Annotated in this window: 9 protein-coding genes; 6 read left to right on the top strand and 3 right to left on the bottom strand. The window is 71.6% G+C overall.

Annotation, left to right across the window (positions count from 1 at the left end):
* Nucleotides 1-25: 25 nt before the first annotated feature.
* A complete protein-coding gene (locus tag ABZY12_RS03860; RefSeq protein WP_356886988.1) occupies nucleotides 26-4111 on the bottom strand; it encodes a bifunctional nitrate reductase/sulfite reductase flavoprotein subunit alpha in 4086 nt (1361 codons plus the stop codon).
* A gap of 733 nt (nucleotides 4112-4844) precedes the next feature.
* Between ABZY12_RS03860 and ABZY12_RS03855 the strand changes: the two genes are divergently transcribed.
* Together ABZY12_RS03855 and ABZY12_RS03850 are read left to right on the top strand one after the other, a co-directional pair.
* On the top strand, nucleotides 4845-4997 hold the full coding sequence (locus ABZY12_RS03855; protein WP_356886776.1) for a hypothetical protein: 153 nt from the start codon (nucleotides 4845-4847) through the stop codon (nucleotides 4995-4997).
* A 75-nt stretch (nucleotides 4998-5072) separates the two neighbouring features.
* Complete coding sequence (locus ABZY12_RS03850) at nucleotides 5073-5525, top strand: SRPBCC family protein (RefSeq protein ID WP_356886774.1); 453 nt, start codon at nucleotides 5073-5075, stop codon at nucleotides 5523-5525.
* 285 nt (nucleotides 5526-5810) lie between these two features.
* On the opposite strand, the gene ABZY12_RS03845 is transcribed toward ABZY12_RS03850, so the two are convergent.
* Both ABZY12_RS03845 and ABZY12_RS03840 read right to left on the bottom strand, forming a co-directional pair.
* The gene (locus tag ABZY12_RS03845; protein WP_356886986.1) at nucleotides 5811-7967 is read right to left on the bottom strand and encodes a discoidin domain-containing protein; all 2157 of its coding nucleotides are present in this window, start codon (nucleotides 7965-7967) and stop codon (nucleotides 5811-5813) included.
* A gap of 615 nt (nucleotides 7968-8582) precedes the next feature.
* On the bottom strand, nucleotides 8583-9602 hold the full coding sequence (locus tag ABZY12_RS03840; RefSeq protein ID WP_356886772.1) for a LacI family DNA-binding transcriptional regulator: 1020 nt from the start codon (nucleotides 9600-9602) through the stop codon (nucleotides 8583-8585).
* 135 nt (nucleotides 9603-9737) lie between these two features.
* Here ABZY12_RS03840 and ABZY12_RS03835 point away from each other — a divergent pair, with 135 nt between their 5' ends.
* The 4 genes from ABZY12_RS03835 to ABZY12_RS03820 all read left to right on the top strand — a co-directional run bounded on the left by ABZY12_RS03835 (nucleotide 9738) and on the right by ABZY12_RS03820 (nucleotide 14124).
* On the top strand, nucleotides 9738-11021 hold the full coding sequence (locus ABZY12_RS03835) for a sugar ABC transporter substrate-binding protein (protein ID WP_356886770.1): 1284 nt from the start codon (nucleotides 9738-9740) through the stop codon (nucleotides 11019-11021).
* Nucleotides 11022-11088: 67 nt separating this feature from the next.
* On the top strand, nucleotides 11089-11961 hold the full coding sequence (locus ABZY12_RS03830; protein ID WP_356886768.1) for a sugar ABC transporter permease: 873 nt from the start codon (nucleotides 11089-11091) through the stop codon (nucleotides 11959-11961).
* Between the two features lie 2 nt (nucleotides 11962-11963).
* Nucleotides 11964-12806 carry a carbohydrate ABC transporter permease gene (locus tag ABZY12_RS03825; RefSeq protein WP_356886766.1) on the top strand — a complete coding sequence of 281 codons (843 nt, stop codon included), beginning with the start codon at nucleotides 11964-11966 and terminating at the stop codon, nucleotides 12804-12806.
* Between the two features lie 28 nt (nucleotides 12807-12834).
* Entirely contained in the window at nucleotides 12835-14124 is a 1290-nt protein-coding gene (locus tag ABZY12_RS03820) for a glycosyl hydrolase (RefSeq protein ID WP_356886764.1), read from the top strand.
* Nucleotides 14125-14153 lie beyond the last annotated feature (29 nt).

Here is a 14153-nt window from a genome sequence, read left to right as displayed (position 1 = left end):
CCGCGCCGGCCGACACGTCGGCGGCTCAGTAGACGTCCCGGACGTACCGCTTGTCGGCGGCCAGCTGCTTGACGTACACCGCCGCGGCCTCCTCGTCGAGGCCGCCGTGCGCGACGGCGATGTCGCGCAGGGCCCGGTCGACGTCCTTGGCCATCCGCGCCGCGTCGCCGCAGACGTAGAAGTGGGCGCCCGAGCGGAGCCAGGACCACAGCTGGGCGCCGTGCTCCCGCATCCGGTCCTGGACGTAGACCTTGGCGCGCTGGTCCCGCGAGAAGGCGGTGTCCAGGCGGTCCAGGGTGCCGTCGGCGAGCAGGGCGGCGAGCTCCTCCTCGTAGAGGAAGTCGGTGGCGCGGTGCTGTTCGCCGAAGAACAGCCAGTTGGGAGCCCGGTGGCCGAGGGCGCGGCGCTCTTCGAGGAAACCGAGGAACGGGGCCACTCCGGTGCCGGGGCCCACCATCACCATCGGTGTCGAGGGGTCCGCCGGAGGCCGGAAGTGCGGGGCGGCGCGGACGAAGACCGGGACCGTGGCGCCGGGTTCCGCGTCGGCGAGGAAGGGCGAGCAGACGCCCTTGCGGGGACGGCCGTGACGGTTGTCGTACCGGACGACGGAGACGGTGACGGACACCCGGTGGGGGTCGGTGAGCGGGCTGGAGGAGATCGAGTACAGCCGGGGCTGGAGGCGCCCCAGCACGTCGGCCCACTCCTGCGCGCCGGCGCGGACGGGGTGCTCGGCGATCACGTCGACGGCCTGCCGGCCCCAGGACCACTGGGCGAGCCCGTCCTTGTTGTCGGGGCGGAGGAGTCGTCTCAGGTCCCGGTCTCCGGTCCGCTCGCTGACGAAGCCGAGGAGAGCGGGGGTCAGGCGCGTGATGTCGAGGTGGCGGTGCAGGGCCTCGCCGAGCGGTACGGCGTCCAGGCCGGGGAGTTCGACGGGCTCGGCGGCGTCCAGGCCGGTGACGGCCAGCCATTCGGCCACCAGCTCAGGGCAGTTGACGGGCTGGACGCCGAGGGCGTCTCCGGCTTCGTGGAGGAGCGGGGTCTCGCTCTCGCTCGTGTCGAAGGTGAACCGCCGTATCTCCTTGCCCGCGCCGGGCAGGCTCAGCAGCCGGTTGCCGGTGAGCCGGGCGAGCACGGTGGCCGGCCCGGGGCGGCGGGCGCCCGCGGTGGGGGCGGACGCGGGGGCGGGGACCGCCGACTCTCCGGTGAGGCCGGTGAGGACCTGGTCGAGCCAGGCGTGGGCGGAGGGTCCGTAATCCGGTTCACAGTCGGTCCGCGGTGCCAGGCGTACGGCTCCGAGTTCGTCCAGGCGCCGGTCCAGGCGCCGGCCGTGCCCGCAGAAGTCGGCGTAGGAGGAGTCCCCGAAGGCGAGGACGGCGTACCGTCGCCCGTCGAGGCGCGGGGTGTCGTGGGCGGCGAGCGCGTCCCAGAACCCGGAGCCGTTGTCGGGCGCGTCCCCGTCTCCGAACGTGCTGGTGATCAGCAGCAGATCGGCGGTGGGCGGCAGGGCGCGGAGGTCGGCCTCGTCCATGCCGGCGAGAGCGGCACGGTGTCCGGCCGCGGTGAGCCGTTCGGCGGTGGCGGCGGCGAACTCCTCGGCGTTGCCGGTCTGCGAGGCCCACAGCACGACGACCTCCCGGGCCGCCTCGGGCGCGGCGGACGCGCCGGTGACCGCGCTGTCCGGCGTACGGGAGTACAGACCGGCGAGGACGCCGTTCACCCACTGGGTGTGCTCCTCGCTGAACGGCGCGCCGGGAGGAAGGACGGGGACGCCCGGTGCACCCGATTCCAGGCCGGCCAGGAAGCCGACGAGGTACCGCCGCTCCCGTTCGGACAGGACGGGCGGCGGGGCGGGAGCGAGGCCGAGGGCGGTGGCGGGTCCGGCCGGCAGGACGGCGCTCGGTGTCACGGTCGTGGTGATCGCCCGCTCCGCCTCGGACGCGGTGGCTTTCGGATCCGTCGCGGACGCGACGGCCTCCGGGTCCGCCTCGGAGGCGGGGGCCTTCGACAGGGCGACGGCGCAGACCTTCAGCTCGGGCTGGAAGGACAGGGGGTCGACGGCGTCGCTGGTGACCGCGTTGACGCTCAGCTCCTCGCCGTACAGGTCGTTCCAGTGGAACGGCGCGAAGCAGCAGCCCGGCGCGACCCGGTCCGTGACGACGGCCGGGAGCACGGCCCTGCCGCGTCGGGAGACGATCGCGACCCGGTCGCCTTCCGCGATGCCGAGCCGCGCGGCGTCCTCGGGGTGCACCTCGACGAAGGGCGCGGGGTTGAGCTTGCTGAGCCTGTCGACCCTGCCGGTCTTGGTGAGGGTGTGCCACTGGTGCTGGAGGCGACCGGTGTTGAGGACGAACGGATAGTCGTCGTCGGGCATCTCGGCCGCGTCGATGTGCGGCCGGGCGTGGAAGACGGCCCGGCCGCTCGGCGTGGGGAAGACGGGGCCGGCGCCCTCGCCGTCGACGTACCGGATCGGGTTGCGGGCGGGGCCGTCCGTGGTCGCGGCGGGCCACTGCACGGGGGTCGCGCGCAACCGCTCGTAGGTCACCCCGCCGAGGTCGTAGCCGGTCTTCGGATTCCGGGCGAGCTTGATCTCCTCGAAGACCTCTTCGGCGGTGTCGTGGGCGAACGCCTTCTCGTACCCCATCGCCTGGGCGATGCGGGCGATGATCCGCCAGTCGGCGAGGGCTTCGCCGGGCGGGTCGGCGGCCGGCCGGGCGAGGGTGAGGGTGCGCTCGCTGTTGATCAGTACGCCCTCCGTCTCGGTCCACAGGGCGGCCGGCAGGATCACATCGGCGTACGCGTTGGTCTCGGTGTCGGCGAACGCGTCCTGGGTGATGACCAGTTCGGCGGCGCGCAGTCCGTCGACGACGGTACGCCGGTTGGCGACGGAGGCGACCGGGTTGGTGCAGATGATCCAGCAGGCCTTGATCTCACCGTCCGCCATCCGTCGGAAGAGGTCGACCGTGCCCCGGCCCGAGCCGTCCTCGCGGAGCGCTCCGGGGGTGAGGTCCCAGAGCTCCTCGACGAAAGCCCGGTCCTCGGCGACGAGCACCGAGCGCTGGCCGGGGAGGCCGGGGCCCATGTAGCCCATCTCGCGGCCGCCCATGGCGTTGGGCTGGCCGGTCAGGGAGAAGGGGCCCGAGCCGGGTCGGCAGATCGCTCCGGTGGCCAGATGGAGGTTGATCAGGGCGTTGGTGTTCCACGTGCCGTGGGTGGACTGGTTGAGGCCCATGGTCCAGCAGCTGGTCCACTCCCCCGCCGCGCCGATCCAGGCGGCGGCGGTGCGGATGTCCTGCTCGGGTATGCCGGTGATCTCGGCGACGGTGGCGGGCGGATAGCCGGCGAGGAAGGCGGGCATCGCCTCCCAGCCCTCGGTGTGCGCGGCGATGAAGGCGGGGTCGGTGTGCCCGTTCTCGTACAGCAGGTGCAGCAGGCCGTTGAGGAGGGCGAGGTCGGTGCCCGGCCTGATCCGCAGGAAGAGGTCGGCCTTGTCGGCGGTGGCGGTGCGGCGGGGGTCGACGACGATGAGCTTCGCCCCCGCCTTGACGCGCTCCATCATCCGCAGGAAGAGGACGGGGTGGCAGTCGGCCATGTTGGAGCCGATGACGAGGAAGACGTCGGCCTTGTCGAAGTCGTCGTAGGAGCCGGGCGGGCCGTCGGCGCCGAGGGACAGTTTGTAGCCGGTGCCGGCGCTCGCCATGCACAGCCGGGAGTTGGACTCGATCTGGTTCGTGCCGAGGAATCCCTTGGCGAGCTTGTTGGCGAGGTACTGCGCCTCCAGGCTCATCTGGCCGGAGACGTAGAGCGCGACGGCGTCGGGGCCGTGCTCGTCGACGATGGCCCGCAGCCGGCGGGCGGTGTCGGCCAGGGCGCGGTCGGTGTCGGTGGGGACGGGCGCGGCGTCGCGGCTGCCGCGGACCAGCGCGGTGGTCAGCCGGCCGGGTGCGGCGAGCATGTCGGCCGTGGTGGCGCCCTTGGTGCAGAGCCGTCCGGCGTTGGCGGGGTGGTCCTTGTCGCCGGTCGCCTTGAGGACGCGGCGTCGGCCGTCGGGGCCCGTGGCGATGTCGAGGAGCATGCCGCAGCCGACACCGCAGTAGGAGCAGACGGTCCGCACCTGGGCGGCGTCGGCCCGCGGGGTCGGCGTGGGGTGTTTCGTCACCGAGGGCCTCTCTGTGGAACCGGTCGGACCCCGACGGTAGGCAACGCCCGTTACATCCGTGTCAACCGGGCCGATCATGATCGGTAACGCTGGTCACACACAAGTGCCGGGCCGTGTGTGAGCATCCCGCTCCGCCCCGTGAGGGCGGGGAAATTCGGCTGTGGGTGGGGGTGAGTGTGTCAGGGTACGGACCGCCCCGTCCACGCGACCTGGGGTTCTCCATGGACGTACCGCCCCGGCCGGCCCCCCTGCTCGACCAGTTCGACTTCGCGCGGGAGCGGCTGACGCGGCGGATGGCCGGGCCGTTCGTGGACAGCGGCAACGGCACGGACGTCGAGGTGGTTCCGCTGACGGACGAGGAGTACCTCTGGGAGCCGGTCCCGGGGTGCTGGTCCGTGCGCCGCCGTGCGGAGGGGGCGGGGCCGCGCGCGACGGCCTTGACCGGTGTCGGTGAGTGGGGCCGGGACACGGCTCCCGCGCCGCACCCCGCGCCGCCGCCGTTCACGACCATCGCCTGGCGGCTGTGCCACCTCAGCGAACTGCCGGCGCTACGGGCGGACCACACCGCGGACAGCCACCGGCTGACCCGCGACGACTACGAGAGTCGCGGCGACGCAGACCACGGCGATCGCGGCCTTCGAGGCCGGCGCGCGCCTGGCGGGAGGCCCTGCTCGCGACGGACGACACGGTGCTCGACACGGTGGGGCACAGCACGTATCCGCACGGCAGCGACCCGGAGGATCCGTTCGTGGACAGCGTCTGGTGGGTCAACCGGGAGCTGCCGCACCACGGGGCCGAGATCGCGCTGATCCGTGATCTCCACCGGGCGCGGCGGGCCTGACGGCTCCCTGGCGGGGCGTCCCCGCCCGTGGGACGATTCGTGTGAAGTGACGATGAACAACGTAAAGAGGGCGAAATGTCTGCCATCAAGGAAACCATCGACATTTCCCGTAGCCCCGCGGAGGTCTTCTCCTACGTCACCGACCCCACGCATCTGCCGGAGTGGCAGGAGAGCGCGGTCTCGGTCCGCCGGATCAGCGAGGCGCCCATCGCGGTCGGTTCGAAGGTCGCGGTGACGCGGCGGCTCGGGCGGCGCGAGTTCACCACCACGATGCAGGTCGTCGAGCTCGATCCGCCGCGGTACTGGCACGTGCACGGCATCGACGGACCGGTACGGGGCGATGTCCAGGGCACGATCGAGCCGCTCGGCACCGGCGAGCGCTCCCGCGTGACGCTCGCCGTCGACTTCGAGGGTCAGGGCATCGGGAAGGTCCTCGTCCCCCTCATGGTCCGGCCGCAGGCCCGGAAGGAGATCCCGAAGGACGAGGAGACCCTCAAGGTCATTCTCGAACGCGGCGTCACGCCCTGACGTCAGGGCGACGCACGCCACCGTGAGCCGCCACCGGAGAGGGCCACCGAGCCCCGCCCGGACAGGGCTGCCCGGACAAGGCCCGGACAAGACAGTCCCCGGTAGTCCGTCACCGTCGCTCCGGGTTCTCGGCCGTCGCCGAAAGCTCGGAGCCCGGGAGTTCTACCGGGGGCCTGGCCAGAGCCAGCGAGTGGGTCACGCGGGACGGTGAACGTCTTCACCGTCGAGTGCGGCTCGCTCTGGTTTTCTGGTGTATTAGGAATTTTCCTCCGTATTCGCCCTACGTCAAGACCCCCAGGCCTCGAACTCGTAGATTCGTGCGGCGGCGTCTCCGGTCTGGGTCGGCCGGGTGATCTCCAGACGGATGTGGCGGGCCGTGAGGGTCACCGGATGGGTGGTGGTCGCCGCGGTGTTGCCGGTGACGGTGGCGGCGGTGACCCAGGGGTCGGCGGTGGAACCCCGGACCTTGATCGTGAAGTCGCGGGTGTTCCAGGCGGTGTCCTCACCGCCGGCGCCCGCGTGCCGCACCACGAAGCGGTTGAGGGTACGGGGCGAGCCGAGGTCGGCCTCCAGCCACTTGGCGGTCGTCGTCGTGCACCACTTGTCGGCGTTGCCACCGGAGACGCTGCCGTTGACCGCCTTGGCCGGGGTCTCGGCGGCGTTGCACTGGCCGGACGCGGTGGCGGGGCGGTTCAGCGCGAGATTCGCGTCGGTGGCGCTCGACCAGGCGACGGTGGTCGTGGCGGCGGGCGAGCGACCGTACTCGGTGGAGACGGCCTCGATGTCGAGCGTGGTCGCGCTCTCCGACCCCACCCGGTCGAGCCGGGAGACGAAGTAGGCGTCGTTCGGCGTGCCGCCGAGGAAGGTGCGGGTGCCGTCGGCGTTGCGCCGGAACACCTCGTAGTGGTGCACGGAGCCGGCCGCGGACGCCGGAGCCGTCCAGGACAGCCGCAGTGACTTCCGGGTGGGGCTGACGTCGGTGGTGCCGAGCACGGTGACACCGGTCGGGGCCGCCGTGCGGTCCACCGTCCCGTCGTAGACGGCGATCTGGCCCACCCTCACGTCGTAGGAGGGGACGGAGCCGGAGACCCGCAGGCCGATCTGGGCGATGGTCCGGCCGTTGTGGGCGGACAGGTCGAGGGTCTTGCGCTCCCAGCCGGTGGTGGCGGTGGAGCCGAGGTCGAGCGTGGTGAAGGTGGTCGGCGCGTCGGTGAAGGAGACGGCGGCCTGAAGGCGGGTGGGGCCCGCGGTGGGGGTCTTGACGACCATGGACAGCTTGGTGTCGGCGGCGACCGGAAGCCTCGTCTGGTACAGCCGGACGGTGTTGACGGCGTCGAGGGTGCCGGTCAGACGCAGCGAGGAGCCACCCTCGTAGGCGTCGGTGAAGTCGATCGACGGAGTGAGGCGGGTCCCCGTGGAGCTGACCAGCCAGCGGTAGGTGGGCGGCACGTCCTGGAGCGAGAGGTTGTTCCACCCGGACGACGAGACCCGTACGCCCGCCGAGTGGAAGAAGTCGCCCTGCCCGGCGCCGAAGGAGGTGACGAACGGTTTGGCGGTGACGGCGGACGACTCGGGGACGTAGTGGGCGAGGCCCTTCCAGGCGGAGGTCGTGGTGGTGTCGGACGGGTCGCCGTTGGCTCCGACCCAGTAACGCGCCTCGCGGGCGTGGGAGTCGGCCCGGCCGGCGGAGGAGGTGTGGGTCCACTCGGGGCGGTAGATGCCGAGGGAGGTGACGTGCGGCTTCCCGGCGGGGAAGACCGAGCCCCAGGGGACGGAGGTGTTGTAGCCGTTCGCCTCGGTGTCGATGCCGGAGAACAGCTCGTACTCACTGCGGCCGAGGCTCCGGGCGAGGGTACGGGAGGAGTCGAGGCCCGAGGCGCTCCAGCCGAAGTCGAGGAACATCGAGTCGGAGGTGCGCCGCGTTCCTTCCTGGAGGAAGGAGTCGTTGGCGGAGGTGAGGGCGTCCTGCCAGCTCACCGCGCCCGACTCGGTCATCGCGTCGTACCACATGAACTCGACAGGGCCGAGGCCGCGGGCGTAGCGCATCTCCTCGCGCAGTTCGGTCGCCAGGGCGGCGTCACCGCCCGCGGTCTCCTGGTTGATGAACCAGCCGTCGAAGCCGTAGTACTGGGCGACCTGCGCGAGCTTGTCGGCGACCGGGTACCTGCCGCCCGACTTCTGGGCGAAGTCCCGGACCCACTGGATCTGGCCGCCGTAGGCGGTGGGCGGGAAGAACACGGTGCCGTAGACCTTGACGCCGTTGCGGTGGGCGGCGTCGATGACGGTCGCGTTCGGGGCCAGGATCAGGCCCTCACCGGCGGAGCCGCCCCAGAAGACCAGCTTGTCGATGTACTGCCAGTGGCCGAAGGCGTAGTAGTGGGGGTTGTCCGAGCCCTGGGAGGGGTTGTTCGAGGTGGGGCCGAAGGAGACGAGGGAGGCGATCTTCCCCTCGCCCGGGCGGGCGTTGGCGTTGGCCTTCAGGGCGGGGTCGGAGACGCGCGGCCGGCAAGGGGACGCGGGAGCGGTTGAACCGCGCGTCGGGGTCGGTGGCCGGGTCCCAGTTCAGGAGGGTGTTCGGGTGCCAGTACGAGGCGTAGGGCTGGTCGCCCGCGGCCTGCACCGCGGCGCGTGCCTGGGGCGTGAAGGGGGTCAAGGGGGTGAGGCCGAGCAGGGCGGCGATCAGCGCCGCGCACAGCAGGAGGGGAAGGTGTCGTCTCATCCGATGCTCCGGTCCAGCGGGAGGGTGGGGGTGCTGGGCGTGCTGGAGGTACTGGTGGTGCGGATGACGCGAATGACGCGATGCACGTGGTGCGTGGCTGTGCCGTGTCGGCGCTCGGCCGGCCGGGGCCCTGATCGGTCGGGCCTCGGCCGAGGCCCGGTCGGCCCGAGACTCCGAGACGGCCCGGCCGACCGTCGGTCGCGGCCGTGACCGGCCGAGCCGCCCGGTCCTGCCTGGGCCGGTCCGGTCGGCCGTTCCGCACCCGGCGAGGCGTGCGCGATCTCCGCGTGGAACCGGCCGTCTCGCCCCGGGAGGCTAAACGGCTTTAGTTGACCGGGTCAAGAGGCCGGTGGCGCCGTGCTCTCGCGGACCGTGAGCCGCGGCGTGGGGTTCTTGATGTCGCCCACGTCCGCCGGGTCGTCGACGACCGCGAGGAGCGCCCGCGCGACCTGCTCGCCCAGCGCGAAGGTGTCGCGGGACAGCGCGGTGAGCGAGGGATGGACGATCCGGGCGAGCGCGGAGTCGTCGAAGGACACGATCGACAGCTCGCCCGGCACCGCCACGCCCATCTCGGTGGCCACCCCGAGTCCGGCGACCGCCATCACGTCGCTGTCGTAGATGATCGCCGTGGGCCGCTGGGGCCGGGCGAGCAGCGCCCGGGTGGCGGCCGCGCCCTCGGCGTCGCTGAAGTCCGTCGGCAGTGACACGGCCTCGGTGAGACCGAGGCGGCGGGCGCTGTCCCGGACGGCGCGGATGCGGCGCTGGGTGTGCTGGAAGGCCGGGAGTCCGGCGAGGTGGGCGATCCGGCGGTGGCCGAGCGCGGCGAGGTAGTCGACGATCGACACCATCGCCTCGCGGTCGTCCGCCCAGACGCTGGGCAGCCGGCCGTGCCGGCCGGGCCCGCCGATCACCATCGCGGGGACGCCGAGCTCCTCGAGGACGGGGATCCGGGGGTCGCGCACCTGGAGATCGACCAGGACGAAGCCGTCGACCCGGTGTTCGGAGGTCCAGCGGCGGTACACGTCGATCTCGGCGGCCGTGTCCTCGACGACCAGGAGCTGCAGCGCCGTACCGCGCGTCGAGAGTCCGGCCTGCAGACCGCTCAACAGCTGGCTGAAGAACGGTTCCAGACCGATGGTCCGGGCCGGTCTGGCGATGACCAGCCCGACCGCTCCGGCCCGCGCCCCGCCCAGCGCGCGTGCGGCGCTGTGCGGGCGCCAGTTCATCTCCTCGGCGACGCGCAGGATCCGCTCCCTGGTCGCCTCGCTGACCCCCGGCCGTCCGTTCAGCGCGAACGACACCGCGCCCTTGGACACGCCGGCCCGCCGGGCGATGTCGGCGATCGTCGGTCTGCCCACGCAGCGCCCCTTCCGTCCACGCGCGTCCTTCGCACTCCCTTGACAGCGGAGTCTAGCCGGAGCATAGTCCCCCATCGCTAGACCGGTTTAGTAGCGCTGCTTCCCTCCGTCAGAACAGACCGGGAGACCTTTCAGATGCGTAGAAGCCACTGGATACGGATGGCCGTGGCCGCGGTCGCGGCGGCGACGCTGGCGGGCTGCGGCCTCGGCGACCCGAGCGGCACCGACGGCGGGGACGCGGCCGGCGGCGGCGAGGTGAAGGGCAAGGTCTCACTCCAGACGTGGGCCCTGAAGCCGAAGTTCACCGCGTACATGGAGGGCGTGATCGACGCCTTCGAGAAGAAGCACCCCGGTGTCCAGGTCGAGTGGCTCGACCAGCCCGGCGAGGGCTACTCCGAGAAGGTGCTCAGCCAGGCGGCCGGCGGGAGCCTCCCCGACGTGGTCAATCTGCCGCCGGACTTCGCCCTGCCGCTGGCGAAGCGGAGCATGCTGCTCGACGTGGCCGCGGCGGACCCGAAGCTGGCGGCCGACTACGTCGAAGGCGGCATCGACGCCTACCGCTTCGCCGGGCACACCGGCGTCTACGGCTACCCCTGGTACCTCAACACCGACGTCAACTACTGGAACTCCGAGCTGTTCACCCGCTACGGCCTGGACCCGAAGAAGCCCCCGGCCGACCTGGACCAGCTGATCAACGCGGCCAGGACCGTCAAGCGGAAGTCCGACGGCTCGGTGTACCTGATGAGCCGCAAGCCCGGACTGATGGACTTCGCCAACGCCGGGGTGAAGCTCATGTCCGACGACGGCAAGAGCTTCACCTTCAACACCCCCGAGGCCGCCGCGCTGCTCGACAAGTACCGCGCGGCGTTCAAGGAGGGGCTGCTCCCCCAGGACGTGCTGACCGAGACCTACGCCGGGAACACCAAGCTGTTCAACTCCGGGACCGCCGCCTGGACCACCGCCGGCGCCAACTACATCACGTCCCTGGCGACCGACAACCCGAGCCTCGCCCCGAAGGTGGTCTCCTCCCCCGCCATGGGCACCCCCCCGCTGTACGTCCAGGGCCTGTCGGTCGCGAAGACCACGAAGAACCGGGCCACCGCCCTGGCGCTCGCCCGTTGGGTGACCAACGCCGAGAACCAGGCCGCCTTCGCCCACCTCACCAGCATCTTCCCCTCGACGAAGGCCTCGTCCGGCGACGCCTTCTTCAGCAGGAGCGACGGAACCAACGCGGGTGACGCCAAGGTCACCGCCTTCACCTCGCTCGCCGGCGCCCGGATGCTGGAGCCCGTGCAGGCCAACGACGCGATCAAGACGGTCGTCAACCAGCAGATCGCGCTCGCCCTGAACGGCCAGGCCGGCTCCAAGGAGGCGCTGGACACGGCGGTCGCCCGCTGCAACCAGATGCTGAAGGACTGAGAACCGGCCCCCGTGCGGACGGGCCCGCCGTCCGCACGGCCGCTCCCTGCCAGGAAGGCCCGCACCCATGACGCACCGGCGCTGGTTCACCCCGTGGCTGCTCGCCGGGCCGGCCGTGGTCTGGCTCGCCGTCTTCAACCTGTGGCCCGCGGTCAACACGGTGATCCTGTCGTTCACCAACGCCAAGCCGCTCGGCGGCGGACACTTCACCGGGCTCGACAACTACGAACGTGCCCTGAACGACGAGCAGTTGATCGACGCGCTGATCAACAGCATCGTCTATCTGCTCGTCTGTCTGCCGCTGCTCACCCTGCTGCCCCTCCTCCTCGCCCTGCTCGTGGCGAAGAAGCTGCCCGGCATCACCTTCTTCCGTACCGCGTTCTACACCCCGGTCGTCGCCTCCGCCGTCGTGGTCGCGCTGATCTGGGGCTGGGTCCTCGACGAGCGCGGCCTGCTCAACGGTCTGCTCGGACAGCTCGGCCTGGCGGACCGGCCGGTCTCCTTCCTCACCGACCGCTGGCTGCTGCTGTTCAGCGCGATCGGCCTCACCGTGTGGAAGGGCCTGGGCTACTACATGGTCATCTATCTGTCCGCGCTCGGGAACGTCGGCCGCGAGCTGCACGAGGCGGCCGCCGTCGACGGTGCGTCGGCCGTCCGCCGCTTCTGGCACGTCACCCTGCCCGGCGTACGCCCCGCCATGATGCTGGTCTCCGTACTGATCTCGGTGTCCGCCCTGCGGGTCTTCTCCGAGCTGTACGTCCTGTCCGACGGCACCGGCGGCCCGGGCGGCCGCGACATGTCGGTGGTCATGCTCATCCAGATGTACAGCCGAGGCTTCACCGGTCACATCGGCTACGCCTCCGCCCTCAGTCTGCTGCTCTTCGCGATCACCGTCGGCCCGATGCTGCTCCTCGCGCGGCTGAACCGGAAGGGGGTCTGACCGTGGCCCGGAGCTTCAACACCCCCTCGCCGGCCGAGAAGGCGGTGCGCTACGCCCTGCTCGCGCTGGTCCTGCTGCTCACCGTCGGGCCGTTCCTGTGGCAGCTGTCGACCTCCCTCAAGGGCCCCGGCGAGGACGTCTTCTCCCGTACGCCCGACTTCCTCCCCCAGGACCCGACCTTCGCCAACTACGGCAAGGTGGCCGACACCATCCCGGTGTGGACCTACGCGGCGAACTCCCTGGTGGTGGCGGCCGTCGCGGTGGTCGGCAACGTGGTGGGCGCCACCCTCGCCGGTTTCGCGCTGTCCCGGCTGCGTTTCCGGGGCGTGCGGCTGGTCCTCGGCCTCTTCCTGGCCACGCTCGTCCTGCCCGGCGAGGTCACGATCGTCTCGCAGTACGTGACCATCCGCAGCCTCGGTCTGACCGACACACTGCTCGGCGTCGCCCTGCCCGGTGCCATCGCGATGCTCAACGTGCTTCTGATGTACACCGCGTTCCAGGCGATCCCGCCCGATCTCGACGCGGCCGCCCTGGTCGACGGCGCCACCGTCTGGCAGCGGCTGATCCATGTGGGGCTGCCGAACGTACGGGGCATGCTCAGCGTCGTCGTGATCTTCACGTTCATCGGCGCCTGGGACGACTTCCTCTGGCCTCTGATCGTCCTCAACGACCCCGGCCGTTACACCCTCACAGTGGGACTGCAGTACCTCAACGGCACGTTCTCCGCCAACCCCCGGCTGATCGCCGCCGGCACCATGATCGCCTTCCTGCCGATCGTCGCCGTCTTCGCCGCGCTCCAGCGGTTCTTCTTCAAGGGCGTCGAGGAGGGCGCGGTCAAGGGATGACCCCACTCAGGAAGGATCCGACGCACCCATGACCACCCCTCAGGGCAACCCCGCCGGACCCGGCCACCGGGCCGCCGTCCCGCGCTTCGGCGTCAACTACACGCCCAGCGAAGGCTGGTTCCACCACTGGCTCGACTTCGACCTCGACGCCGTCCGGGCCGACCTGGACTCGATCGCCGCTCTCGGCATGGACCACATCCGGGCGTTCCCGCTCTGGCCCGTCTTCCAGCCGAACCGGACCCTGATCCGCCCGCGCGCGGTCGAGCAGCTGGTGCGGCTGGTCGACGCGGCGGCCGAGCGCGGCCTCGACGTCGCCGTCGACGGACTCCAGGGTCACCTCTCCAGCTTCGACTTCCAGCCCTCCTGGACCGTCACCTGGCATCGGCGGAACATCTTCACCGACCCCGAGGTGCTCGACGGACAGGCCGCCTATCTGCGCGCTCTCGCCTCGGCGCTCGCGGACCGGCCGGGCTTCCTGGGCATGACGCTGGGCAACGAGATCAACCAGTTCTCCGGCGACCCGCATCCCGATCCGGACCGGATCACCCCCGGCCAGGCGGAGAGCTGGCTGCGCCGGATGCTGGCGGCGTGCGAGGAGGGCGCCCCGGGCCGCACGCATCTGCACGCCGCCTACGACGCCGCCTGGTATCTCGACGGCCATCCCTTCACACCGGCCCACGCCGCCCGGCTCGGCGCCGCGACCGCCGTGCACTCGTGGGTCTTCAACGGCACCGCGCAGCGCTACGGCCCCGACTCCTTCGCGACCGGTCAGCACGCCGCGTACATGATCGAGCTGTCCAAGGCCTGGGCCGAGGACCCGGACCGGCCGGTCTGGCTGCAGGAGGTGGGCGCACCCGCCCCGCACATCGCCGCCGAGCGGGCCGCGGACTTCACCCGTACGACGGTCGCCGCCGCGCTCGACTGTCCGGATCTGTGGGGCGTCACCTGGTGGTGTTCCCACGATGTGGACCGATCGCTCGCCGACTTCCCCGAACTCGAGTACAGCCTGGGCCTGTTGACCACCGGACGTGAGGTGAAGCCGGCCGGGCGGGCGCTCGCGCGGATGGTGGCCGAGCTGCGGACACGCGACCACCGGCCCCGGCCGCGTACGACGGCGCTGGTCCTCGACCTCCCCGACGAGGCCCCCGAACGTTCGGCCTGCGCGCCGGGCGGGGTGTTCTTCGAGGCGTTCATGCGCCTGGCCGCCGACGGTGCCAGGCCGACGGTCGTGCTGGCCTCGCACGCCGCGGACCACGACCATCTCATCGGACGCGGCATCACCGAGACGGTCACGGTCGACGACGTCGTCCGGGCCTGACCACCTTTCCACGTGAGGGAGCGACTGCC

It is taken from the genome of Streptomyces sp. NPDC006551 (assembly GCF_040611675.1).
GTDB lineage: Bacteria > Actinomycetota > Actinomycetes > Streptomycetales > Streptomycetaceae > Streptomyces.
Note: the sequence above shows the minus strand (reverse complement) of the source record. Positions and strands in the feature narration are given on the sequence as shown.